Source organism: Oscillibacter acetigenes (assembly GCF_025567605.1).
Lineage (GTDB): Bacteria > Bacillota > Clostridia > Oscillospirales > Oscillospiraceae > Oscillibacter > Oscillibacter welbionis.
The window spans coordinates 331,549-356,031 of record NZ_JAOQKG010000001.1 but is presented as its reverse complement, the minus strand read 5'-3'; the positions used below and the strand labels follow the sequence as shown (position 1 = coordinate 356,031).

Sequence of the window (24,483 nt, the reverse complement as noted above, 5' to 3'; positions counted from 1 at the left end):
CCCAGTCCGAAAGTTTTTCAAAAATCATGCGCCCCGCGCAGGAGCGGGATCTCGAAAACCGGAAACGGCTGAGCCGTTTCCGGTTTTCTGCGTTTTTCTCAGATCGGATCACTTGTGGGGCACGTGCCAGATGTTGTCGGCATACTCCGCCACAGCCCGGTCGGCGGCGAACACGCCGCTGCGGGCGATGTTGTGCAGGCTCATGCGATTCCAGGCCGTCTGGTCCCGATAGGTCTCCGCCATGCGCTTTTCCGCCTGGCAGTATGCCTGGAAGTCCGCCAGCAAAAAGTACTCGTCCGCGGGGCTGCCCCCGGCGCCGAACAGCAGCCGCTGGTACAGGTCGTCGTACCGGACACCGTCCCGGAAGCCGGTCCGCAGCGCGTCCAGGCACCGGTGAAGCACCGGGTCCCGGTTGTACAGCCGCTGGGGCACATAGCCTTCCCGCTTCAGCTGCTCCACCTCGTCGGCCCGCAGGCCAAAGAGGAACATGTTCTCGTCCCCCAGCAGGTCGTGCATCTCCACGTTGGCACCGTCCAGGGTGCCAACGGTCAGGGCGCCGTTCATCATGAACTTCATGTTGCCGGTGCCGCTGGCCTCCTTGCCGGCGGTGGAGATCTGCTGGCTCACCTCGCTGGCGGGCATCAGCTGCTCCGCCAGGGAGACCCGGTAGTTCTCCAGAAACACCACCTGCAGCTTATCGCGGCAGATAGGGTCGTGGTCGATCTGATCCGCCAGGGAGTTGATGAGGCGGATGATCCGCTTGGCCACTGCATACCCCGGCGCCGCCTTGGCGCCGAACAGGAACGTGTGGGGCTGCGTGATGGCGTTGGGGTCGTCCTGGAGCTTCTGGTACAATGCGATGATGTGCAGCACGTTCAAAAGCTGCCGCTTATACTCGTGGAGCCGCTTCACCTGAACGTCGAAGATGGCGTCCGGGTTCAGCTCCACGCCCCGGGTCTTCTTGGCATGGGCGGCGAAGGCCGCCTTGTTGGCCCGCTTGATGGCACCCAGCCTCTCCAGAACAGAGGCGTCATCGGCATAGTCATCCAGCTTTTTCAGGGCCTGGGGGTGCAGCAGATAGTCGTCCCCGCCGGTCAGGTCCCGGATCAAGCCGTCCAGTCCGGGGTTGATCTCACTGAGCCAGCGGCGGTGGTCAATGCCGTTGGTGACGTTCCGGAATTTCCAGGGCTCCATGCCGTAGGCGTCCCTGAAAACGTCCTTTTTCAGGATCTCGGAGTGTAGGCCGCTGACGCCGTTGACCGCCATGCCGCCGGCGATGCAGAGGTTGGCCATGCGGACCTGACCGGCCCAGACGATGGCCATTTTCTCCGTCTTCTTGGGGTCGTGGTAGAAGTCCTCCACCTTCTTCTGCCAGCGGCGGGAGATCTCTAGGATAATCTGCCACACCCGGGGCAGCAGGAATTCCACCAGGCTCTGGGGCCAGCGTTCCAGCGCCTCCGAAAGGACCGTGTGGTTGGTGTAGGCCACGGATCTCGTGGTGATGTCCCACGCCTCATCCCAGTCCATGCCGGCGTCGTCGATCAGGATCCGCATCAGCTCCGGGATCACCAGGGCCGGGTGGGTGTCGTTGATCTGGATGACGTTCTTCTCATGGAAGTTCTTCATGGTGCCGTACAGTTCGGTGTGCTTGGCGGCGATGGACTGGAGGGTGGCGGACACGAAGAAGTACTGCTGTTTCAGCCGCAGAGACTTGCCCTCCAGATGATTGTCCTCCGGATAGAGGACCTTGGCAATGGTCTCTGCCATGGCCTCGTCCTCCGCGGCCTTCAGGTACTCGCCCCGGGAGAACAGGGACATATCCACCGGCTGGGTGGACCGGGCGTCCCACAGCCGCAGGACATTCACATGCTCCGTGCCGTAGCCGGCGATCTCCATGTCGCAGGGCACGGCCTGGACCACCGTGGCGTCCTCATTGACGATGTGCAGGTGGCCGTTGTCCCAGAACTCCCGCACGGTGCCGCCGAAGCGGACCTCCTGGGTCTCCGCGGGCTTTGGCATCAGCCAGGCCGCGCCCAGGTCCTTCCAGTTGTCCGGCAGCTCTACCTGCTGGCCCTCCACGATCTTCTGCTTGAAGATGCCCAGCTCGTAGCAGATGGAATAGCCGGTGGCCGGGATCTCCAGCGTAGTCATGGAGTCTAGATAGCAGGCGGCCAGGCGGCCCAGGCCGCCGTTGCCCAGGGCGGCGTCCGGCTCGATCTCAAAGATGTCGGCCGCCTTGAAGCCCAGGTGCTCCAGCGCCTCCCGCAGCTGGGGCAGCAGCCCCAGGTTGTAGGCATTCTTCATCAGGCTGCGGCCCATCAGAAACTCCAGAGACAGGTAGTGCACCTGCCGGGCATGCTGCTGGCGGGCCTTCTGACGGGTCTCCACCTCCCGCAGAGCCATCATGTCCCGCAGGACCAGGGCGCTGGCCCGCATCATCTCTCCATCCGTGGCCTCCGCCGCCGTCTTTCCGAAGCTGACCATCAGCTTGGCGGTGAGGGCGTTCTCCAGGGTCTGTGTGGTAATTGGTGTCATGCGTCTCCTTACTCCGCCGGCTCCTGTTTCCCGGCGGTCCCCTTCTTGGGTTTGGTCTCTTTCTTGGCAGGCGTCCTCCTGCCGCTTTTGGCGGCCGTCTTTTTGGCGGCCGGTTTCTTGGCTGCCGTCCGCTTTCTGGCGGCAGGCTTCTTCTCCGGTGCGGCCGGAGCGGCCTCCTCAGCCGCCGGCTCGGCGGACGATTGTGCCGCTTCCGCGGTCGGCTGCGGAGCAGGTTCGTCAGATGCGGGCTCCGCCGCTTCCACAGGGGCGGTCTCTTCCGCGGGAGCGGATTCCTCCGCCGGGGCGGACTCTTCTGTCCGGACGGGCTCCTCCGCAGGGGGCCAAGGCTGGCCGGTGACGGTGCTGTAAATGTGCAGGTACTCCCCCGCGCTCCGGGCCCAGCTGAAATCGCAGGCCATAGCCCGCGCCCGCAGCCGGGCGAAGGCGTCGGGATAGTCCTTGTAGAGATACACCGCCTCCCGGATCACATACAGCATATCACTGCCGGCGTAATTTGCAAAGGTAAATCCGTTGCCGGCGTCCCTCCAGGACTCGTACGGGCTGACGGTGTCCTTCAGTCCGCCGGTCTCCCGGACGATGGGCACGGTGCCGTACCGCATGGCGATCATCTGACTCAAGCCGCAGGGCTCGCTCTTGGAGGGCATCAGGAACAGATCCGCGCCTGCATAGATGGCCATGGACAGCTCCTCGTTGTAGTCCAGGCGCACGGCCATGCGGCCGGAATACTGCTGGGCTGCCCACTGGAAGAACTCCTCGTACTTCCGGTCCCCCTTGCCCAGGATCACCATCTGCAGGGGCAGCTCCATCATGTCGTGGAGCACCTCGCACACCAGATCCAGGCCCTTGTGGGACACCAGGCGGCTGACGATGCCCACGATGGGAACGTAGGGCTCCTGCCGCAGGCCCATGAGCTTCTGCAGCTCCGCCTTGTCCGCCTGCTTGCCCGCCATGTCCGCCGCGCTGTAATTGACGGCGATGTGGGGATCCGCGGCGGGGTCATACCGCTTCACGTCGATGCCGTTCAGCACGCCGGAGAGCTTGTAGCCGCAACGGCGCATGATGCCGTCCAGCCGGTGGGCGAAGTAGGGCATCTTCAGCTCGTTGGCGTAAGTAGGAGAGACGGCGTTGACGGCGTCGGCGCACAAAATGGCGCCCTTCAGCAGGTTCACGTCCCCGTCCATCAGAATGGTGCCGTCATCCGCCCAGCCGTGGTCCAGGCCGAACAGGTCCCCCAGGGTCTGGCGGCCGTAGCGGCCCTGGTACTCAATATTATGAATGGAGAGCACGGTCCGGATACTCCGGAACCGCTCCTCCCGCACGCTGTCGTCCTTCAGATAGATGGGCACCAGGGCGGTCTGCCAGTCGTTGCAGTGGATGACCTCCGGCCAGAACCTCAGGTGGGGCAGCATCCGCACCACGGCCCGGGAGAAAAATCCGAACCGCTCGCCGTCGTCCATGTAGCCGTACAACTCCGGACGCCGGAAATACTGCTCGTTGTCCAGGAAGTACCAGGTGACGCCGTCCCGTTCCATGGAGAACAGCCCGCAGTAGCTGTGGCGCCAGGCCAGGTCCACATAGTCGTAGCATTCAAAATGCAGCTGGTCGCTGAATTTCTCCTTCACCTTCTGGTACAGGGGCAGCACCACCGCCACATCCGCGCCCTGGGCCGCCAGCGCCGCAGGCAGGGAGCCCGCCACATCCGCAAGGCCTCCGGTTTTGCAGAACGGAACCGCCTCGCTGGCCGCATATAAAATCTTCATAGTCCTCTCCTTTCACGCTCATGCGCCCCGCCCTCCGGCAGGGTCAGGGACCGGCGGGACTCCGTCAGCCGGAGCCCCGCCCGTCTATTCGCCGTCCTGGAAGCCTTCCTCCCGCACTCACACCTGACTGCCCTTGGCCAGCACGATGGGATACGAGCTGTGTCCCATCAGCGTCCGGTCCGGCAGGATTTCTACATTTTTATCCGCGATCAGATGGGACACCGCCGCGCCCCGGCGCACCGCCGTCTCCTTGAAGAGCACGCAGTTGCGCACCACAGCGCCGGCCTCCACCACCACGCCGGGGAAGAGGATGGAGTTCTCCACCACGCCCTCGATGTTGCAGCCGTCTGCGATCAGGGAGTTCTCGCAGTAGCCGTCGGGTCCGATGTAGGCGGAGGACTTGTCAGTGGCCTTGGCCCGGATGGGCCGCTCGGCACAGAACAGCTCCGCCCGGATGGCCGGGTCCAGCAGCTGCATACTGCGGTCGTAATACTCCTGTACAGAGCGGATCTGCGCCGCGAAGCCGCCCCAGATGTATCCCTGGAGCTTCAGGCTGTCCTTCCGGGCCTGGAGCACGTCCCGCCGCAGGCTGTACTGATCCCGGGTGGCGCACTCGTCCACCAGATCCAGCAGCAGCCTGGTGGAGAGGATGTACACTTCCAGCCCCCGGTAGCCCCTGGGCCGGTGGAGGTGATACAACACATCCGTGACGCGGCCGGTGCCGTCCAGCTCAAAATAGGTGCCGTTCTCCGTCTCAAAGCTGTCGTTGCCGCAGACTACGGTGATGTCCGCGCCGGACTTGATGTGCTGGTCATAGATGTCGGACAGGGGCAGGTTCACCACCAGGTCGCCGTCCATAAGCACCACATAGTCCCGGCGGATCTCCTCCAGATAGGAGCGGACGCCCGCCAGGGCCTCCATCTTGCCCCGGAAGACCGCCGCCTCGCCCCAGTGCTGCTTGTATGCAAAGGGGGGCAGGATCTTCAAGCCGCCCCGCTTGCGGGACAGGTCCCAGTCCTTGCCGGTGCCCAAGTGGTCCAGCAGGCTCTGATAATGGCCGTGAAGCACCACACCCACGTCCGTGACACCGGCGTTCACCAGGTTGGACAGGGCGAAGTCCACCGCCCGGTACCTCCCGCCGAAGGGGATGGACGACGCGGAGCGGATCTCCCCCAGCTCCCGCAGGTCATTGCGCTTTTCATAGGAAAAGATGATCCCGTGCATGCCGTTCATCTGGACACCTCCTCGCCGTTCTTGTTCAGCATCACGCCGGGGCGCACCCGCTTCTCATCCTCCAGGACGCAGCCCGGCGCCAGCACCGTCAGGCCCCAGGGATCCGGCGCCGTCTCCTCCGGCGTGCCGCCCAGGCAGCAGTTGCGGCCGATGCGGCAGCCCTCGCCCAGGATAGCGTATTCCACCACGGCGCCGGGCTCCACGGTCACCCCGGGGAACAGGACGGAGTAGGACACCCGGGCCCCCTCCCCCACGGTGACATTGGGAGCCAGGACGGAGTTCTCCACCGTCCCCTCCAGATCGCTGCCCCGGTTGAAGGCACTGTGGCTGATCTGGCAGCGGCGGCCCAAAAAGGCCGGCGGCGCGTTGACGGACCGGGCGTAAATGGGCCAGGACTCGTCCAGCAGGTCCAGGCCCGACTCCGGGGAGAGCATATCCATGTTGGCGTCCCACAGGGACTCCAGCGTCCCCACGTCCTTCCAGTAACCGCTGAAGCGGTAGGCGGCCATCCGTTCTCCATCCCCCAGCATGGCGGGGATCACATTTTTGCCGAAGTCATTTTCGGAGTTGGGGTTGGCCTCGTCAGCCTCCAGATACCGCCGCAGGGTCTTCCAGGTGAAGACGTAGATGCCCATGGACGCTAGATTGCTCTTGGGCTCCTTGGGCTTCTCTGCGAACTCCGTGATGAGGTCGTTCTCGTCCACGCTCATGATGCCGAAGCGGGACGCCTCCGACCACGGCACCTCCATGACGGAGATCGTGCAGGCGGCGCCCACGGCCTTATGGCGCTCCACCATCTTGGAGTAATCCATCTTGTAGATGTGGTCGCCGGAGAGGATCACCACATACTCCGGGTCATACAGGTTGATGAACCCGATGTTCTGATAGATGGCGTTGGCGGTGCCCTTGTACCAGGTGCCGCCCTTGCTGCCCATGTAGGGCGGCAGGATGTGGACGCCGCCGGTGGACCCGTCCAGGTCCCAAGGCACGCCGCTGCCGATGTAGCTGTTCAACTCCAGGGGCCGGTACTGGGTCAGCACGCCCACGGTGTCGATGCCGGAATTGGTGCAGTTGGACAGGGGAAAGTCGATGATGCGGTATTTCCCGCCGAAGGGCACGGCGGGCTTGGCCATGTCGCCGGTGAGGACGTACAGGCGGCTGCCCTGGCCGCCGGCCAGCAGCATGGCGATGCACTCTTTTTTCATGTCTTTTCCAACTCCTTTGCCTGTTGTTTCTTCCTGGGTCTGGGGAACGTCCCCTCGCCCCGCAGGAACACCGCACCGAAGGCCGGGATCCGGATGGCGGCGGAGCATTCCTTTCCATGGGAGGGCACGGCCTCCACCATCACCGCCTCAGAATCGCCGAAACCGTCGCCGCCGTATGCGGGGTCATCGGTATTGAACACGGGCACATACCGCCTGTAGGGCGGCACGCCCATCCGATAGTTCGTATAGGTGTTGGGCGAGAAGTTCACCGCGCACATAAGGTCGCGGCCCTTCTTGTCCCTGCGCAGAAACACCACCACGTTGTTGTGGTTGTCGTCCGGCACCAGCCATTCAAAGCCCGCCCAGTCGAAGTCGACCTCCCACAAAGCCGCCGTCTTTTTATAAAAGGCGTTGATCTCCCGGAAGAACTTCCGGAGCTTCTGATTCTCTGGTCGGTCCAGCAGGTACCAGTCCAGCTGCCCGTCGGAGTCCCACTCGTGCCACTGGCCGATCTCCGCCCCCATAAACAGCAGCTTCTTCCCCGGGTGGGCCAGGAGATAGGCGTAGAAGCCTCTCAGGCACCGCAGCTGGTTGTCGTAGTCCCCGGGCATCTTCCCCACGATGGACCCCTTCATGTGGACCACCTCATCGTGGGAGATGGGCAGCACAAAGTTCTCAGAAAAGGCATACATCATGGAGAAGGTGATGTCCTTGTGGTTGTACTGGCGGAAATAGGGATCCAGCTTCAAATAGTGGCACATGTCGTTCATCCAGCCCATGTTCCACTTCAGATTGAAGCCCAATCCCCCCACGTCCGGCGGGCGGGTCACCAGGGGCCAGGCGGTGGACTCCTCGGCGATCATCAGCACGCTTGGGTCCGTCTGGAAGGCCATGGTGTTCAGCTCCCGCAGAAACTCGATGGCCTCCAGGTTCTCGTGTCCACCGTACTGATTGGGGGTCCAGGCTCCGCCCTGGCGGTCGTAGTCCAGGTACAGCATGGAGGCCACCGCGTCCACCCGCAGGCCGTCGATGTGGTACTCTTCCAGCCAGAAGCGGGCGGAGGAGAAGAGAAAGCTCTTCACCTCGGGCCGGCCGTAGTCGAAGACCCGGGTGCCCCAGGCGGCGTGCTCCCGCTTGTTGGGATCGCTGTACTCATAGCAGTAGGTGCCGTCGAATTCGTAGAGGCCCTGAGCGTCCTTGCAGAAGTGGGAGGGCACCCAGTCCAGCAGCACCAGGATGCCGTTTTTATGCATGTGGTTCACGAACCACATGAAGTCCTTGGGCGTGCCGAACCGGGAGGTTGGGGCGAAGTACCCGGTGCACTGGTAGCCCCAGGAGTCGTCCAGGGGGTGCTCCGTCACCGGCAGCAGTTCGATGGCGGTGTAGCCCATATCCTTCACATAGGCGGCCAGATCCTTCGCCAGGTCCTTGTAGTCGATGAAGTCCCCGTTTCCCCGCTTTTTCCAGGAGCCCAGATGGACCTCATAGATATTCAGCGGTGATGTATAGACCGGGTGCTTGGCCTTCTTCTCCCGGAAAGCGCCGTCCGTCCACTTGAATCCGCTGATGTCATACAGCTTGCTGGCTGTCGCCGGCCGGGTCTCTGTGTGGAAGCCGTAGGGGTCCGCCTTCTGGCGGACCTGGCCGTCCGCCCCCCGCACCGCATATTTATAGGAAGTATAGACCGGCAGGTCCGGCAGAAAGCCCTCCCAGATCTCGCCCTTACGGGCGAGGGGGGCCGCTCCCTCCTCCCAGTCGTTGAAGTCGCCCACGACGGACACCGCCTCCGCATGGGGGGCCCAGACCCGGAACGTCCAGCCATCTCTGCCCCGCTTTTTGGCAGGGTGGGCGCCGAACCAGCGCCAGCCGTCCGTCATCGTCCCCTGGTGGAAACGGTCCGCCTGTCCTTGTTTTGCCATGGCAGCAGCTCCTCTCCCCGCCGCGGAGTATCCCCGGCAGGCTCGTCATTCTTAGAGTAAAGCGTTTGCGCGGAATCTGGATATGCATATAATTGTTTATATTATACTTCCTGGGAAAAATACCGTCAAGGATGGTCCTGTCGAAAAAGGGCGGCACAAGTTGGTGGGATTTCCCAGTTTTTTCCCGTATTTTCACAAGAATGTTTGGTGCTTTTTGTGGGATTGGTCAGGATTTTTCCCGGAACTTTCCGCTTTTTAATCTCGTCTGAACAGAGGAAAAATTTTCCGCCCGTGTTGGGCGGAACGGAAAGGAAGAATCCCATGAAATCCCGCTCTCTGTTCTGTGCGGCACTGGCCGTGCTGCTGCTCCTGCTCTCCGCCTGCGGTCATCCGGCACCAGAGGCCAGCGGAGCCGCAGCGGAAGGGCTCTCCGCCACGGACACCATCACGCCGGAGGAAGGCGTCGCCATTCTGGAAAAGCAACTGGGCGCAGTGGACGAGGCCACCGGCAATGTGATGTCCTACGGCTACGAAGGGCCGCTTACTCTGGACGGAGTGGACTATTACAACTACCGGGTCTCCTGGCTGGTGGACGGCGATCACCTGTCCTATCTCACCAACTATCTGGTATCCACCGACGGGCTGGTGGTCCAGGAGTACCTGCCGGAGACGGATTGATTGCCAAATGAAACCACCCGCCGGGCCTGCATAGCCAAACAAATCCTGCGGATACTAGCTTTTGCCAAGCAGAATCATCCTGAAAAATCTGAAAGACAAAAGGAGTTTTCGATATGAAGGCAACTGGAATCGTGCGGCGGATCGACGAATGAGATATAATAGGGCAAAGTCGGAAACCACTATGAATGGCTGTTGTTTCGCTGATTTTGTCCAAATTCCAGAACATATTCGCCATATTTGTTGGCTCCGACATTTCGATACTCCATAAAAAAGGGGGGCAGTCATGTCGGAGCGAGCTGGAAACGCTCACTCCAGGCATAACGCCGAGGGTGGGCGTTTCCTATTCCGGGTTTAATTCTCACGAAAGAAAGAGGGTACATAGAATGGCGATTATTTTGGCGATCACAAACTCCAAAGGTGGTGTCGGTAAAACCACAACTTGCGCTAACCTCGGGGCCGCCTTGTCCGCAGCAGGAAAGGCCGTTCTTCTGGTAGACAATGATCCCCAAGGCGATCTGACAAAAGTAATGCGCTCTGACCCTAAATCATTGAAATACACGCTTGCAAATCTGATGAATGCAGTGCTGGATGATACCGAGCCTGAACTCTTTGTAAATAGGGCGGTCATTGAGGGGGCTGGCATTCACTACATCCCGGCAAATTCCAAACTGGCTGGTGTGTCCAGCCGGCTGGTCGCTCTGCAAATGAGCAGCCGTTACCGCGGCGGAGAGACCGGCGGTACTCCCTGTGAGCTGGTTATGGCTCGTGTCCTGGAGCTTTTCCAGTCGCAGTATGACTACATCTTAATTGACTGTGGTCACAGTATGGATCTGCTGACCATCAATGCGCTGGCTGCGGCCCATCAAGCCATTGTCCCCGTGCAGGCCCACTACTTGGCTATGGAAGACATGGCTGATACCTTGGAGGTCATTCAGACAATCCGCCAAGGGATTAACCCCAAATTAGCTGTCGGTGGTATTTTGCTGACGATGTACCAAGGGCGTACCAATCTGTGCCGGGGCATACAGGACGAGATCCAAGCCGACTACGGCAACGCATTTACCGTATTTTCCTCCCCCATTGATTTCTCAATCCGTGTTGCAGAACATCCCATTGGAGCGGCCAGTATCTTTGCATACGAGCCGAACAACCCCGCTGCAAAGGCTTACTCCGCCGTCGCACAAGAGGTGCTATCCTATGGCCAGAAATAAAGTGCAGGACGCACTCCGGCAACGGAAACGAAGTGAAGCGGAGGCGGCGATGGCAAATGGCCCGCCGGAGGAGGGAGCCTACCAATGCTTTTTCAATCGCGATGATCTCCCCTCTCCTATGGAGGGTGGAACGCTTTGTGATTTTCCGCTGGCCCAGTTGAGTGGTTTTCCCGACCACGAGGAGCATTTCCCTCTCTATACCGGAGCGCGGCTGGAGGACATGGTGGAGAGCATCAGGCGGCATGGAGTTCAGTCTCCCATTCTGGTCTGGAAAACTGCTGAGGGCACCTATATTATAATTAGCGGCCACAATCGGGTCAATGCCTCAAAGATTGCTGGATTGACTACAATCCCAGCCGTTATCCGGACAGACTTAACTCAGGAAACCGCGGAAGACCTGTTCTATGAGATGAACTTCCGGCAGCGGTCCCTCGCGGATATGCTGTTTTCTCAGAGAGTCCTTTGCATTGCGGCCCACTACAATATGCTCAAGCGCCAGGGGCGCCGCACGGATCTCCAGACTTTTGAAACAACTTCTCCTGACACTCAGGAAAAGTCCCATACGGATGTAAAAATCGCACAGGAGTATGAACTGACCAGGGATAAGGTATCCAAGTATTGCCGCTATGCTACATTATACCGTCCGCTGCTTCTGCTGATGAATAGCGGAAAACGACTGGGACAACTGGCTGCGTATGAAATCAGCTTCGTGGAGGACCATAGCCTTCAGGAGTGCATCTATCAGTTTATTTCGGAAGGGAGTGCCTCTATTTCCACGGCAAAAGGGAAAAAGCTCCGCGCCGCTTTTGAAGACGGCAAACTGGATGCCTCCCAGATCAAATCCATATTGAGCGGAGGCGGCTTGTCTACCTCAAAGCAACCGGGGCGGCGCGTTTCTGTCACGCTCCCTCCGGCCTTTGCACCGTACTTCCCGCCCAAGGCCACCACAAAGCAAATCGAAGAAACCATACAAAAAGCCCTGGCTCTGTATTTCAAGACCATGGGAAATGCTTCATAGTCCAGTAAAGCAAATAGGCTCGGCACCCCTATCGACCGGGAGTGCCGGGTCTTTCTTTTTACTTTTTACAGGAGGCGGTTGCCAATGTCAAAGAATCTTTATCTCTGTGTCCCCGACCCATTTGATAGTTCGACCGGTGCGCGGCTGGAGCGTATGGGAATTCTGCGCCCGGATGGCGAGGTAAATGTTGAAGTAATGCGGGCTTTTGTGCAGATCTTCGGCGGCTTATTTTTTGATGATCTGTGCGATTTCTACTCCGATCAAGGAGAGGTGTCTGCTGTGACGGCAGCTTTTTCAGAGTTGGCCGCCCGCAAAGATTGTCAGAACATTTATCTGCTGATCTCCCTTCAGTATGATACCATTCGGAAACCGCTCCCTGATCCCATCTGGTGGCTGGCCGGCTGCGCACCAGCCCTGTCGCTGTTTTGTCTGGGTTTTGTAGAACGGCTTCTGGAACTGTCGGAAAATCAGGCCAGCAACGGGAAGGAGATGGTTGCCAATGAAACTGCTGATTGCTGTACCGGCTGAGGGGAGCGTTCCCCTTTTGGAGTTCTTTGGGTTGCTGGATGAAAAGCAACGGCAAAAGCTGCTTTCGCTTTTTGCCCTTCTCCTACAATCTCCAGCGGCAGTCATGCGCGAGCCCTATGTCAAGCACTTCTGCATCGAGCGTTACCAGGCGCTCTATGAACTGCGAGCCAAGAGCAAAAACCTGGTCCGCATCATTTTCACACTCACTGATGACGGGGACATCCTGTTTCTCACGCCGTTTATCAAGCGTCATAAGCGGAACACCATGCAGGCGCTGGACCGCTCCCTGGACTGTTTGACGCACATCAGAGATGGATCATGCTCTACGCAAGAGCTGTCCATAAAATTCTTTCTCAACGGAGGTATCACAGTATGACGAAACACAAATTCATTTGGGCTGGGCTTGCCATCGGAGTCCCCGCACTGGTCCTGGCGCTCTGGAAAGGCTGGTGGTGTAAGGTATGAAAAAAGTGGCAATCCTGCTGGCGCTTTTTTGTATGCTGACGGTCACTGCCTCCGCCGCCTATATTCCCGAGGATGTAATATCCGAAAATCGGGATGGCCGACAGCTCATCGTCAAAACCTATATGCTTCCCCCTGATGCAGACCCCAGCGGTCTGGTAGAGGAGCCTTTCGAGGTGGAGGGCTATTCCTACCACCATCTTGAAACGGTCAAAGAGGAACAGACATTCGAGGATTCTAAAATCCAAACGGAGGTCGTCACGCTGGAAACAGATGTAGATGATCTTGCGGCTATTCTGGAACAGCTGGATGCCAGCATGGAGTACAACAAGGATGGCTATTCCGGAGTGCTGACTCTGGACCACACTACAATCCAAACCGAAGCCGCAGGCTATACCACTAAATACTATACGATTACCGATACCAAGCAGTTTACAGGCCTGGACCGAAACGATCCCTCCTATGTCCCTACTACTACTGTCAAAAACGGAAGCACCTTGAAGCTGAGTGACATTTCCTGGACCGTGACAGGGACCGGCCTGGCCGATGATACGCTGGTTCCCACTTCATACACGGCTACGGCAACTTATACCGCTACGGGGAGCAGAAGTGTAGCTACCGGATATGTGACAACGGCCAGCTATACCGGCGAAATAAAGGCCGAGGGTGTTGAAGCAGTCAAGTACACCGTGACCTACCTTGGAAGTCCGGTGGGATTCCTGGCTGGCCTCAATCCCATGTGGCTCCTCGCCGGGGGAGGGCTTTTGCTGCTTGCAGGTACCGGGGGCATTATTTATATCATGAAACGGCCCCGCGCAGTAATTTATGCTATGAACGCCCGAGGCGTCGCCTATAAGAAATTGGGCAAGCAGAAGATTTCCACCCGCACCCCTAAGCTGGATCTGACGAAGCTCCGGGAATACCCGGCTGGAGACGCAAGCGTGGAGCTTCCCAGCAAGCTGGCCCATAAGCTCGCCGGCAGGATCATCACTATCCAGATGTATGGCGGGAGCCGCACCCATCTGGTGGAGGCCTACGACGGGCAGGACAGTTACTGGTTTGCCATCAAGGAGGATGCGGAGGAAAAGGAGGAAAGTGAATCGTGAAAAGGCTCAGGGGACTTTGCCTGTCCCTGGCGGGGCTCATGCTGATGACTACGCCGGCCCTTGCTGCGGACTACAACTTTGAAACACCGGCGCCCAAGGACTTCTATGGGAGCACTTCCTACGAAGAGGTCTACGGGGCTCAGTATAACTACGGTGGCACAAACGCGGTGGACTTTCTTGATCCCCTGGCCGACAGCGCCCCCGGGATCTCCATCAACAGCGGCTCTTCACTGGAATACGGGATCAATTCAGGAAGTGGGAGCATTTACCCCGATAGTTCCGGAAGCAGCTACCCCATCCAGTGGGGAGATGTTCCCACGCTTCCAGCGACCCAGTTCACAGCGGTGAGCGAAGTAGAGCGGAACGATGGCAGCATTGGTACTCTGGTAATCCCCAGCCTGGGAATTCGCTATAAGGCTTATGACGGTACTGATTCTGCTTCCATGCGCAAAGGTGTGGGCCACTTCCCCAGCACAAGCGCCTGGGAGGGAAACATCGGTCTGTGCGGACACAACCGGGGCTCCAGCCACAACATCGGCGCAATCAAGGATCTGGAAATTGGCGATACCATTCGGTATCAGACCAGCCTGGGGACAAGGACCTATGCGGTGAGTTCGGTCAAGATCATAGACTGGACTGACTGGAGCTATTTGAACAGCACCTCAGACAACCGGATCACGATTATCACCTGCTTGGCCAATCAGCCTACCAAACGGGTTTGTGTTCAGGGGATCGAAATAAGTTCATAAAATTTTTATCGAATATTTCCTTGGCGCTTTCATTGGGAATTATGTGAAAATAGCAAAATCGCAGAACATATTTATTGACTTTCGTTTTATCGGTAAAGGCGTTTCAAAAAAACCTTTGACAAGTCCCGATTTTCGCCTTATTTTGGTCTTGTAAGGACGCTCCAACGAGAAAAGGGGGGATTGTCATGGTTAAGGAGTTTCCGAAAGGAAAAGAGTGGCTGCTGGACAATTCCGCGCTCCGGGTCAGTCTGGACATGACCTTTGATGTCCCTGAAGAGATTGCGGAGCAGTTAGAATTGTGGGGTCTTAATATCTTTGAAACTTGCGAATATGATCCCACATGCCGGCGGCTAAAAATGAGCGCCAGCACGACGCTATATCGAAAGGGGGCATAATGGAATGAAACAAAAACGCCTTTTACCGTTGTTCCTTTGTCTGTGCCTGCTGTTTGTACTGCCGGTTAAGGTAAGCGCCGCAGACAACAGCGAGCAGGAAACCTCCGCAGCCTATCTCCGTGAGCAGGGGATCATGGTCGGTGACGGCAATGGCGAGATGAACCTGGACTCTGGACTGACCCGGGCCCAGCTGGCCACAGTCCTGACCCGCCTGCATGGAAACCCAGAGCATGTGCAGGTCGATCAGGCATTCTATACCGGACAATGTAAATTCCCGGATGTGCCGGAGTGGGCCAGGCTCTATGTTGGTTACTGCTATGCCAACGGCCTGATGGTCGGCTATGATACCGGGGCCTTTGGCGCCGACGATGGAGTGACACCTGCGGCCGCCTGCACTGTTGTTCTGAGATATATGGACCTGCCGGACACCGAATGGGACTACTCTACCGCCTGCCAGACGGCATTGGACTTTGGGCTGACTTCGGTGGAAGTTGCTGTTAAAGCCGAAGTCACCCGCGGTGATTTGGCGGTCATGCTCTACCGGGCACTGGGTAATACTGATGCCTCCAGCGAGCATCAGGGGGAAACCCTGAGCAGGAATGCAGACGGCTCCATCAACCCGCCCGCCGACGGCTCTCAGTATATCCCTCAAGTGGGCGATGTGATCCGCTGCGATGACGGCACCAACTATACCATCACTGATGTAAGCCGGTGGGACAAGAACATGTTTGCCTCCGGCCCAATCGGTCCCTTGCCGGAGCCAACCTGTGACTGGAGCTTGCTCGAACAGCCAGAATTACCGAAAGTGGAGGTGAGACATTTCCAAAACCAGACTGGCGATCATCTCCGTATCCTCAATCTCTATGAAACCAGGCGGATGCTTTACACACTTTACAATGCTATTGGGGATAGCTCAACCACCTGGGAAAATGGAGCGCCCAAACTCACCTCAAAAGGAAACCAACTCGTTCACATCAACCTTGGCTTTTCAGAAGATCTCGCGTACCAAATGTTCTGGCCCTGGCGAGAAAGTGAGATTATAAAGGTGTTTAATGGAATACCTGGTACCTATTCTATGCAGGCCTGGGATGTCTACAAGGACGGTCAATTCCTACACACCGAATACCAGATTCGTATAAACTGATTTGGAAAGAAAGGCAGCGTGCCACTCGGCACACTGTCTTTCTTTTTGCCCATTTTGCATTCCCTACAATTCAATCAAGCCCAATCAAGGGGGGATGCACCTATGGGTAGGGGCGTCCTCCCGATTTTTATGGAGGTCGCTCATGAAAAAAAGACTGATTTCGATGCTCCTGGCTCTCCTTGCGGTCATGGGGCTCCTGCCAACCGCCGCTTTTGCTGCGTCCACCCCAGAGGAAGCCTTGGGGGAAGTTCAGATTTACAATGGCGGGGTTGAAATGTCTTATCTGTCCATCAATGGGCGGATCAGATCCCAAATTTACACCTATTACAATTATGATAACGGGAGCGGGAGCACTCGGGAGATTCCCGCTTACTGTGTCAACCCGAACACGCTGGGGGTCCCTCAGACCGTGGGAGTCGGTGAGAGTATTGAATATCTCGCCGATGAAAAAGCCAGCGATCCCAAGGTTGTCGGTATCGTGGCCAACGGCTATCCCACGCGAAGCCTGGCCGAGCTGGGACTGGAAAACAAATATCAGGGCTACTACGCAACTAAAATGGCCCTGTGGTGTTATCTTCTCAGCAACTGGGACATCAACAACCTCAAGGTCAATCCCAACCTGACCGGCGTAGAACTTCAAAGAGCACAGAAGATTTTGGCTGCGGCAAAGGACGTTTACGCCCGTGGTACGGCCTGGAATGAAATGCTCTCCCCTGAAGTGACCTGTACCCCAGACCGGGATACCGCCTATGAGGTCACCATTGACGGAAAGCAGTACAAGCAACAGGTCTTTACTTTCTGGTCTAAAACCTGGGTATGCGATTACTCCGTCAATGTCGCGTTTTCTGTGCCGGACGATGTACCTGATGGGACCCGCATCGTGGACATGAATAATCAGGATATTACCACGATCACCACTGAGGGTACAGGCGACGGCTATGCCGGCAAATTCAAAATCCTATATCCTCTGGAAAGTGTGCAGGGCAAGACCGGCAGCGTCCAGTTGTCTTTCAACACAAATGTCTATAAGTACGCTGTATTTTTTGCGATATGTCAAGAGAAAGATGAATATGGCGAACTCCAGAATTATGTGGTAGATACTGACCCCACTACAACAATGCAGTTGTCCGCATACAGCAACTACTCGGACGGTACGACCATCGAGTATGAAACCGGATTGCGCATCATCAAGTATGAGACCGGCACCGAGATTCCAATTAGTGGGGCACTGTTCGAGGTCATCGGCCCCGACGGTGATTCCGTAGGTACTTTTGTGACCAACGGGGACGGCCGCATCGAAATTCCGCTTAAAAAGAGCGGGAATTATACCGTAGTTGAACGGGAAGCTCCACAGCATTATATGATCAGCGAGGAGCCTGCCCAGAATGTCACCGTCGTCTACGATGAAGTAGCCGAGGTGACATTTTTTAATGACCCCTACGGTACTCTGCGTATTGAGAAAAAATCCAATACCGGCATGAACCTGCCGGGGGCAGTCATCACAGTCGAGCATATTGAGTCGGGACAGACCTTTACCGCTACGACATCAAGTGCAGGCGTTGCTATTTTCGATGCGATTCCCTTGGGCGCATACCGGATTCAGGAGAAGACTGCTCCGGTGGGCTGGCAGTTGGATGATACCGTCTACACCGCCACGGTGGTGGCCGGTGAGACCACCACAATCCCTATCATCAACGAGGAGTTACCGGGATTGCGGATCATCAAATATGATCGAAAAAATATGGTCGCCATGCCCAATGTCACTTTCGCTGTTTATCGGGATGGCGAATTTTTAGGCAATTTCAAGACGGATCAATTTGGTGAAATCTTGATTGCCGATGCAGAGCCAGGTACTTACCGGGCGTTTGAGGTAGATACCGGCGATGAGGGGCACATTCTGGACACCACCCCCCAGGAGGTAGAGCTCCACGCTGGAGACGGCATTAAAGAGCTGATGTTTTTCAACGACATGAAGCCGGGATTAAAGCTCATCAAGGTGGATTCCGACGATCCCTCCAAGGTAATCCCCAACGCTGTATTCGAGATCAAATCGGTGGAGGGGACCTATGGCCCCCAGGAGTTCCGGACTGACCAGAGCGGAGAAATCGACCTGTCTATGCTCCCTGCCGGCTCCTATGTGGTAACTGAAAAATCCTGTGATGGCTACATCATCGATGAGGCCCAGCGCATCATTGAGCTGAAGCCAAATGAAGACGCCCAATTCGTTTTTACCAACCATGTCAAGCCCTCCCTCCAGCTTATCAAACTGAGCAGCGATGGCTCCCGGCTGGCCGGGGTGACTTTCCGCATCGCCAGGATTGAGGACGGCAGCCACTACCTGGACCGCACCACCAATTCCAATGGCGAGATCCTGATTTCCGATCTGGAGCCTGGCGTTTATTCCGTCCGCGAATTGTCCTCTGTGCAGGACCACATCCCGGACGATACCGAGCACCATGTAGAACTGTTCCCGGGCCAGACCAGTACGATCACTCTGACCAACGACAAGCGCCCCAACCTCTATATCCATAAAACCGACGCCGACACCGGGGAGCCTATTGAGCATACGGTCTATTTGGTGAAAGGTGCGGACGGCCACTCTATCGCGGAAGTGGAGACGGACGGGAACGGCGTCGCCGTGGTGGAGAACTTGCTGCCCGGCGTCGTGGAGATCATCGAAAAGTCGGTCCCGGAGCCCTACCTGCTGGCCGAGGAGTCTCAGATGGTGACGCTGCTCCCCAACCGGGATCGGGATGTCTATTTCCAAAATTATAAGCGCCCGACCATCGAGATCATCAAGGAAAATTCCATCACACATGATCGAATCGAAAATGTGCCGTTCCAGGTCTGGTATGCCTCCAACAACACCGCTACCGGAGAGTACAACGACCTGGGCGTTTTCTACACCGATGAAGAGGGCCGTATCGTGCTCTCCGACCCGGACCTCTCTCTTCGTGACGGTTGGTTTCGGGTAAAGGAGCTGGAGCCTGCACCGGGCTTTGCTCTGGCGGACCCGGACACACAGGAGGCCTTTATCGCCGCTGGTGAGGGCCATACATTCCGCTTCCTCAACAGACCGCTCTCAGCTATTTCCGTATGGAAATATGACAGTGAGACCGGGGCCGCTATTGAGGGGGCTGTGTTCCAGGTCCGGTATCTCTCCGGCAACACCTCCGGCACCGGCGGCACGGTCATCGGCACTTACCGAACTTCGGTGAACGGCTCTTTCACCGTCACGGGCTGCAAGGCCGGCACTTACATTATCGAAGAGCTCTCCAGTGACGGCTCTCATGTGATCGACACCCCGCCCCAAACAGTGTACCTCTCCGGCAAAGATCAGGAGGTTGTTCAGGTCTATTTTAACAACAGCCCCAAGGGCTCGCTGCTTATCAAAAAGGTGTCCAGTGCCGACAATTCCCCGATTTCTGATGTTCAGTTCTTTGTGACTGAGAGCGACGGGACCGTGGTGGGCGACAGCAACGGCTACTTCGTGACCGATTCCGCGGGGACCATCCTCATTGAGGGCATCGACCCTGGCACCACACTCGTGGTCAAAGAAACCCGGGCGAAAGATGGTTTCATCCTGGATGACACACCCCAGACGGCCCAAATCCAAGCCGGGCAAACGGTTACCCTCGAATTTCGCAATCAACCCACAGGACAACTCATTATCCACAAACTCTCTGGCAATGACAAGAAAACGCCGCTTGAAGGGGTACAATTCAAAATCACATACTCTGACGGAAGTTTTGTGGATGCCGACAGCGGGCAGCTCTCCAGCAATGGCCTGTACTGGACCAACTCGGAAGGTCAGATTATTCTTTCCGGCCTCACAGGCACAGTGGTGGTAACGGAGGTGGAAAGCATCCCGGGCTATACGATTGACCCCAATACGCAGTCCCAAACCGTGGTGATCAATCCCAATGACACGCAGGAGCTGTATTTTTACAACAATCCCATAGGCGGAATTGAAATTATCAAGGTCAACGCGAGCAAGACCTCCGAAAGAATTCCCGATACCACTTTTGAGATCCGCCGCATGGATGATGCCTTGGTAGATACCATCACTACCGATAAAAACGGCAGGGCCTACCTTGCCCTGGAGGACGGCTCTTATTACGCGATTGAGATCGAGGCCAACCCGGATTTCGTGCTGGACGACACCCCGCACTATTTTGAAGTTAAAGACGGGAAAGTGACCACTCTGCGGGTCACCAACGCCGCCGCATCTGGAATCCTGATCCACAAGGTGGATACCAGCGGAGAAGGTATCTATGGCGTCAAGTTCTTACTCTACGACGAGGACCGCAATCCCATCGGTGAGTTCACCAGCGACGATGACGGCTATGTTTATATCACCGCTGATGATCTCCCGGACGGTGCCAATACCAGCGGACGCTTTTATCTGAGAGAGCTGGAGGCGGCCGAGGGCTACATCTTGGATAAGGAATATAAGACCGTCTATGTGCGTCCGGGCCGCACGGCGGAAATTGAGTGGGTCAACGAAGCCATCACAGGTCAAATTCAGATCTACAAATACGCCGCCGAAGCAAACTCCGTCACAGGCGTTCCGGCCGGGACTCCCCTCCAGGGAGCAGTCTATGAAATCATCAATGAGCGCAGCGGCCGGGTGGTGGACTATATCACTACCGATGCCCGGGGTGTTGCGGCCTCCAAACCCCTGCCTTTGACACGCTATAAAATCCGGGAAGTCACCGCGCCTGCCTATTTCCAGCTTGATCCTACCGTCCACGATGTCACACTGGAGTATGCGGGGCAGATCATCAAAATCGCGGCCTATGACAAGCCGGCCAATCTGAAGGTCACTGTCACCAAGACCGGCAACAAGCAACTTCTGGCCGGAGATTCCATGCGCTATGACCTTACCGTGGCGAACAATTCCAATGTGCCGCTGGAGAACTTCTACCTCCACGACCGCTTCCCCACCGACTGCGCCACAGCCAAGACCATCACAACCGGCACCTATAACACCCGTCTCAACTACCAGATCACCTATAAGACCAATTACAATGACTACCGGGTGCTTGCTACCAACCTGCTCAGCACCAACAATTATGCCTTTGACCTTTCCGCCATCTCGCTGATGCAGGACGAGGTGGTCACGGATGTGCGTCTGGAGTTCGGCAAGGTGCCGGCTGGCTTTGCTTCTGTGGTAAAGCCTACCGTTACCATCCAGACCAGCGCCAACCTTGCCAATGGCTATCAGGTGGTCAACCGGGCCGACGCGGGTGGCCAATATATGAGCCAGTGGGAGACCGGACGCGCCGCATGGATCACCCTGATCGTCAAGCTCAATCAGCCCAATCTCCCCAAAACCGGCTATTGACATGATGGATAGGGGCGGCATTCTGTGTGCCGTCCCTATCCCCTGAACGGAGGTAAACAGATGACCTATTCTTCCTACCTGAATGATAAAGAACTCCGTGCGGCTGCGGATCGTTATACGGAGATGTATGGAGGACAATTTGAATGTGCCGATACAGGAGATGTCCTCCTTTATCGGAAGAACGAAGGAGACACATATATTTCGGTGAAAGCTGATTATCCGGTCCCGCTTTTTACCAAGCGGCTTCGGCAGGCCACCATGCACAAATACACAGTCAATTTACTGACGCTCTGGTGGATGCCTATTGATGAACAGGACCTGCAAGATATTCCCGGCTTCTATCGAAGGCTGTTCCAAGAGAGTGAGTGCAGCCCGGCCTCGGGCTTCGCAATGGAGTCTCCCCTAAGCCGGACGCCTAAATAATCAAAAACAACCGTCAATCATGGACTGTGTGGGCAATTACCTCGGGAACGAGGGCGCTTACACAGTCCCTTTTTATGCTCCGAGGAGGGATGCCCTATGAAAAATCTTCTGGTCCGTCTCGGGCCTAAAGCCCCCCGCTATTATGTTCAGATAATGGCGTTTATTTTGATTGTGACCTATATGATTACGCCAGCTCTGGCCGTAGAGGATATGTGGACGGCCGCAAACCGTATCATCGTCGATGTCTATAACAAGATTGCCGGGATCAGCACCGTGCTGGCCGGCCTGATGTCTGCCGTTGCTGTGATTGGAGCCAAAGTTTCCAATAACCAGCATAAAACCGATCAGGCATGGGACTGGCTCAAGCGTATCTGGATCGCTTGGGCCATCATTAACGGAATGGGCGCCTTCCTGGCCTATGTCCGGCCTCTTTTTGACGGCCTGGCCACCATTCAGTAAACCTCTCAGCCATACGCCGGTTGGGAGGTGGTTTTTATTCTTGAAGGAATTTTTAAGGGCTTTGTTCAGTGGGTTTACAGCCTGTGCCTTGAGATGGTCCAGTATATCGCAAATTCTCTTCTGGAAGTTTTTCAGATGGATCTCAGCTATTTCCGTCAGGTGGCTCCGGTCACAGACGATATTTTGAGTATCGTGATTGCCGTTGGGTGGGCGCTGCTTCTGGGCAATCTGGTCTTTCAAGCGATGAAGAGCATGGTCATCGGTTTGGGCTTTGAAGGTGAGGACCCCAAACTGCTGTTTACCCGGACTTTCGTGTTTGCCTTTTTGCTTCTGGTGAGTCAGCAAATTTGTGAAATCGGCCTCGGCATCTCATCGCAGGTGATTGCGTTGCTTCAGGTTCCCACCAGCGTCACCATTACCATCCCGGATGAAAATAATTTTACGATTGGAGCTTCTTGGCTCCTGATCATCATTGTTGGCATTGTCGTGATGTGGCAGTTTGTCAAGCTGTGCTTCGAGGTGGCGGAACGGTATGTCGTAACGGCTATTCTCGTTCTCATGGCCCCGCTTGCCTTTGGCATGGGCGGGTCCAAAAATACGGAGGACATTTTCAAGGGCTGGTGCCGGATGTTCGGCTCCATGTGCGTGATGATGATTATGAATGTCATATTCCTGAAGCTGCTGATTTCGGCTTTGGGGTATGTACCAAGCGGGGTTGCCGTCCTGCCCTGGATGCTTCTGATCGTAGGTATCGCCAGGGTTGCCCGCAAGATAGACGGCATCATCGCCCGCATGGGGCTTAACCCCGCCCTCACCGGCGATGGGCTCGGCCGCGGGCTTCCAGGCATGGTGGCTTATGCGGTTGTCAAGGGGATCGGAAGCTCCATCGCAAAAGCCGCCGGAAATTCCGTTGGAAATAAAAGTCGGAAAGGCGGCAGTTCCGGCGGAAGCTCTTCGGAGCCGCGTACCAATCCGCGCACACCCCCGCCGCCTCCGTCTGGCGGAAGTCCTGGCGGCGCTGGCGCCTCGCCTGGAGCTGCCAGCGCAGGACAACAGGCAGGAACACAGACGGACCCCCGTTCTCCTTCTGCTCAAGGCGGAGTGTATGCTTCCAAACAGACTGTGCAGGGCGTCTCCCCCAAGATGGATGAAGCCCCGCCAGAGGGCAGCCATGCAGCGGGGGTTGAACAACCGGCCGCTGAACACAAGGGCGGTAAGACGCCGACGATCCATACACATGGGGCACGACGCAGTTCTGTTCCCCCGGAGGCAAGGGGGACCCGTGCCTCTACTCCCTATACCGTCGCCTCTGTCCGGACAGGCGGGGTGAGCGGCGAGTCCTCCAAGGGGACGCTGGGCCGCACTGCCGGACCCCAGGATGGGACGCGCCGGCCGCCCGGCACTCCCTCGTATGACCAGGGAGACAGTAAGCGGCCCGATAGAGCAGGCGTAACCCGCAGGTCGGCCGTAACGCCTGGGACGGCTGCCGTGGCCGGTCCTGAACGCACGACGCACACCTCCAGCACTCGTGAAACCATGCGGGAGCGCCCGCCGCTTCAGCAGGACCGGACTCCGAAGATCCCGACGCCTCCTGGTGTCGCTGGAGGTGAAAAATCAGAGCCCCGCCCGCCGGTTGCTCCGGCAGGAACTGCTTCTCACGGTGCAGATACCGTGTCTCGTGTAGGCGGTAGCGCATCTGCTACAACGGAGAAATCCGCGGCCCGTCCCCCGGTTGGGAGTCAGAGGCCGCGTGAGGGCGGCGCTTCCACCCCCGGAACGGCAGGAACACGGCCGCCTATTGGTGGTCGTCAATCTCACGGTGGTGAAGTATCTTCCTCCAGTATGGCAGGAACGGGCACTCCCGCCGGGAGCAGTACCGTGTCTGGAGTGGTATCACCTTTCGTCGGTATGGCAGGAAGGCATACCGCCTCCCCCATCCCCCATGCCTCCCCGGGCGGCGAAGGTGTTTTGTCGGATATGGCAGGAAGTCCCCGCCCCACAGCAGGCAGCTCCCGGAGCAGCCGTGCCGCGCCCCCGCCCGGAACAGCAGGAACGGTATCCGCTGCCGGGCATGAGGCACATTCCGTTACAAGCGGCGCTTCTCCGTCCGGAACGGCAGGAACGCGCAGGCCCGGCGGGACTGGGAGGACTCCGGCAAAGGCGCAGACGCCTCCCGCCGCAACGGCAGGGACGGCTCCGCAAAGAGCCGACGCCCCTCCAGGTGTAAACCACGGCACCAGGCGTATGAAAGGCGCTATGCCGCCGACACCGGGCGGAACGGGAAAGTCTC

Annotated in this window: 18 protein-coding genes; 12 read left to right on the top strand and 6 right to left on the bottom strand. The window is 57.5% G+C overall.

From position 1 onward, the window contains the following. Window positions 1-108 precede the first annotated feature (108 nt). The 5 genes from OCV80_RS01825 to glgB all read right to left on the bottom strand — a co-directional run bounded on the left by OCV80_RS01825 (window position 109) and on the right by glgB (window position 8,673). On the bottom strand, window positions 109-2,535 hold the full coding sequence (locus OCV80_RS01825) for a glycogen/starch/alpha-glucan phosphorylase (protein ID WP_267288157.1): 2,427 nt from the start codon (window positions 2,533-2,535) through the stop codon (window positions 109-111). Between the two features lie 8 nt (window positions 2,536-2,543). Then, the gene (gene glgA, locus OCV80_RS01820) at window positions 2,544-4,316 is read right to left on the bottom strand and encodes a glycogen synthase GlgA (protein WP_267288156.1); all 1,773 of its coding nucleotides are present in this window, start codon (window positions 4,314-4,316) and stop codon (window positions 2,544-2,546) included. A 117-nt stretch (window positions 4,317-4,433) separates the two neighbouring features. Beyond that, complete coding sequence (glgD, locus tag OCV80_RS01815; RefSeq protein ID WP_021748119.1) at window positions 4,434-5,549, bottom strand: glucose-1-phosphate adenylyltransferase subunit GlgD; 1,116 nt, start codon at window positions 5,547-5,549, stop codon at window positions 4,434-4,436. Continuing rightward, window positions 5,546-6,754: a glucose-1-phosphate adenylyltransferase gene (locus OCV80_RS01810; protein ID WP_119311589.1), complete on the bottom strand. Its 1,209-nt coding sequence runs from the start codon at window positions 6,752-6,754 to the stop codon at window positions 5,546-5,548. Before OCV80_RS01810 ends, glgD begins: the two co-directional genes overlap by 4 nt. Then, on the bottom strand, window positions 6,751-8,673 hold the full coding sequence (glgB, locus tag OCV80_RS01805) for a 1,4-alpha-glucan branching protein GlgB (protein ID WP_119311590.1): 1,923 nt from the start codon (window positions 8,671-8,673) through the stop codon (window positions 6,751-6,753). The genes OCV80_RS01810 and glgB overlap by 4 nt, the downstream gene beginning before the upstream one ends. A 321-nt stretch (window positions 8,674-8,994) precedes the next feature. On the opposite strand from glgB, the gene OCV80_RS01800 reads away from it, so the two are divergent. The 12 genes from OCV80_RS01800 to OCV80_RS01745 all read left to right on the top strand — a co-directional run bounded on the left by OCV80_RS01800 (window position 8,995) and on the right by OCV80_RS01745 (window position 22,193). After that, a complete protein-coding gene (locus OCV80_RS01800; RefSeq protein ID WP_021748123.1) occupies window positions 8,995-9,351 on the top strand; it encodes a hypothetical protein in 357 nt (118 codons plus the stop codon). A 383-nt stretch (window positions 9,352-9,734) separates the two neighbouring features. Then, window positions 9,735-10,562, top strand: coding sequence for a ParA family protein (locus OCV80_RS01795; RefSeq protein WP_009259337.1), 828 nt, complete (start codon window positions 9,735-9,737; stop codon window positions 10,560-10,562). Next, complete coding sequence (locus tag OCV80_RS01790) at window positions 10,549-11,580, top strand: ParB N-terminal domain-containing protein (RefSeq protein ID WP_021632875.1); 1,032 nt, start codon at window positions 10,549-10,551, stop codon at window positions 11,578-11,580. The genes OCV80_RS01795 and OCV80_RS01790 overlap by 14 nt, the downstream gene beginning before the upstream one ends. An 84-nt stretch (window positions 11,581-11,664) precedes the next feature. Then, window positions 11,665-12,108, top strand: coding sequence for a hypothetical protein (locus tag OCV80_RS01785; RefSeq protein ID WP_009259339.1), 444 nt, complete (start codon window positions 11,665-11,667; stop codon window positions 12,106-12,108). Beyond that, entirely contained in the window at window positions 12,080-12,484 is a 405-nt protein-coding gene (locus OCV80_RS01780) for a type II toxin-antitoxin system RelE/ParE family toxin (protein ID WP_009259340.1), read from the top strand. The genes OCV80_RS01785 and OCV80_RS01780 overlap by 29 nt, the downstream gene beginning before the upstream one ends. An 85-nt stretch (window positions 12,485-12,569) precedes the next feature. Beyond that, window positions 12,570-13,676, top strand: coding sequence for a hypothetical protein (locus tag OCV80_RS01775; protein ID WP_009259341.1), 1,107 nt, complete (start codon window positions 12,570-12,572; stop codon window positions 13,674-13,676). Further along, the gene (locus tag OCV80_RS01770) at window positions 13,673-14,425 is read left to right on the top strand and encodes a class D sortase (RefSeq protein ID WP_009259342.1); all 753 of its coding nucleotides are present in this window, start codon (window positions 13,673-13,675) and stop codon (window positions 14,423-14,425) included. The genes OCV80_RS01775 and OCV80_RS01770 overlap by 4 nt, the downstream gene beginning before the upstream one ends. 185 nt (window positions 14,426-14,610) lie before the next feature. Continuing rightward, on the top strand, window positions 14,611-14,820 hold the full coding sequence (locus OCV80_RS01765) for a hypothetical protein (RefSeq protein ID WP_009259343.1): 210 nt from the start codon (window positions 14,611-14,613) through the stop codon (window positions 14,818-14,820). 4 nt (window positions 14,821-14,824) lie between these two features. Further along, window positions 14,825-15,964 carry an S-layer homology domain-containing protein gene (locus OCV80_RS01760; protein WP_009259344.1) on the top strand — a complete coding sequence of 380 codons (1,140 nt, stop codon included), beginning with the start codon at window positions 14,825-14,827 and terminating at the stop codon, window positions 15,962-15,964. Between the two features lie 142 nt (window positions 15,965-16,106). After that, a complete protein-coding gene (locus OCV80_RS01755) occupies window positions 16,107-21,311 on the top strand; it encodes a SpaA isopeptide-forming pilin-related protein (protein ID WP_009259345.1) in 5,205 nt (1,734 codons plus the stop codon). A 60-nt stretch (window positions 21,312-21,371) separates the two neighbouring features. Next, on the top strand, window positions 21,372-21,734 hold the full coding sequence (locus OCV80_RS01750; protein ID WP_009259346.1) for a hypothetical protein: 363 nt from the start codon (window positions 21,372-21,374) through the stop codon (window positions 21,732-21,734). 96 nt (window positions 21,735-21,830) lie between these two features. Continuing rightward, window positions 21,831-22,193 (top strand): hypothetical protein, encoded by a 363-nt coding sequence (locus tag OCV80_RS01745; RefSeq protein WP_009259347.1) that lies wholly within the window; start codon window positions 21,831-21,833, stop codon window positions 22,191-22,193. A gap of 369 nt (window positions 22,194-22,562) precedes the next feature. Here the strand turns inward: OCV80_RS01745 and OCV80_RS01740 are convergent, their stop codons facing one another. Next, entirely contained in the window at window positions 22,563-23,288 is a 726-nt protein-coding gene (locus OCV80_RS01740; protein WP_131971561.1) for a hypothetical protein, read from the bottom strand. Window positions 23,289-24,483 lie beyond the last annotated feature (1,195 nt).

Excerpts from the sequence above, each read along its gene's own strand:
- OCV80_RS01750 (WP_009259346.1), top strand. The coding sequence starts at position 21,372 with ATGACCTATTCTTCCTACCTGAATGATAAAGAACTCCGTGCGGCTGCG.
- OCV80_RS01765 (WP_009259343.1), top strand. The coding sequence starts at position 14,611 with ATGGTTAAGGAGTTTCCGAAAGGAAAAGAGTGGCTGCTGGACAATTCC.
- OCV80_RS01755 (WP_009259345.1), top strand. The coding sequence starts at position 16,107 with ATGAAAAAAAGACTGATTTCGATGCTCCTGGCTCTCCTTGCGGTCATG.
- glgB (WP_119311590.1), bottom strand. The coding sequence starts at position 8,673 with ATGGCAAAACAAGGACAGGCGGACCGTTTCCACCAGGGGACGATGACG.
- OCV80_RS01745 (WP_009259347.1), top strand. The coding sequence starts at position 21,831 with ATGAAAAATCTTCTGGTCCGTCTCGGGCCTAAAGCCCCCCGCTATTAT.
- glgD (WP_021748119.1), bottom strand. The coding sequence starts at position 5,549 with ATGAACGGCATGCACGGGATCATCTTTTCCTATGAAAAGCGCAATGAC.
- OCV80_RS01810 (WP_119311589.1), bottom strand. The coding sequence starts at position 6,754 with ATGAAAAAAGAGTGCATCGCCATGCTGCTGGCCGGCGGCCAGGGCAGC.
- OCV80_RS01790 (WP_021632875.1), top strand. The coding sequence starts at position 10,549 with ATGGCCAGAAATAAAGTGCAGGACGCACTCCGGCAACGGAAACGAAGT.
- OCV80_RS01775 (WP_009259341.1), top strand. The coding sequence starts at position 12,570 with ATGAAAAAAGTGGCAATCCTGCTGGCGCTTTTTTGTATGCTGACGGTC.
- OCV80_RS01760 (WP_009259344.1), top strand. The coding sequence starts at position 14,825 with ATGAAACAAAAACGCCTTTTACCGTTGTTCCTTTGTCTGTGCCTGCTG.
- OCV80_RS01795 (WP_009259337.1), top strand. The coding sequence starts at position 9,735 with ATGGCGATTATTTTGGCGATCACAAACTCCAAAGGTGGTGTCGGTAAA.
- OCV80_RS01780 (WP_009259340.1), top strand. The coding sequence starts at position 12,080 with ATGAAACTGCTGATTGCTGTACCGGCTGAGGGGAGCGTTCCCCTTTTG.
- OCV80_RS01800 (WP_021748123.1), top strand. The coding sequence starts at position 8,995 with ATGAAATCCCGCTCTCTGTTCTGTGCGGCACTGGCCGTGCTGCTGCTC.
- OCV80_RS01825 (WP_267288157.1), bottom strand. The coding sequence starts at position 2,535 with ATGACACCAATTACCACACAGACCCTGGAGAACGCCCTCACCGCCAAG.
- OCV80_RS01785 (WP_009259339.1), top strand. The coding sequence starts at position 11,665 with ATGTCAAAGAATCTTTATCTCTGTGTCCCCGACCCATTTGATAGTTCG.
- glgA (WP_267288156.1), bottom strand. The coding sequence starts at position 4,316 with ATGAAGATTTTATATGCGGCCAGCGAGGCGGTTCCGTTCTGCAAAACC.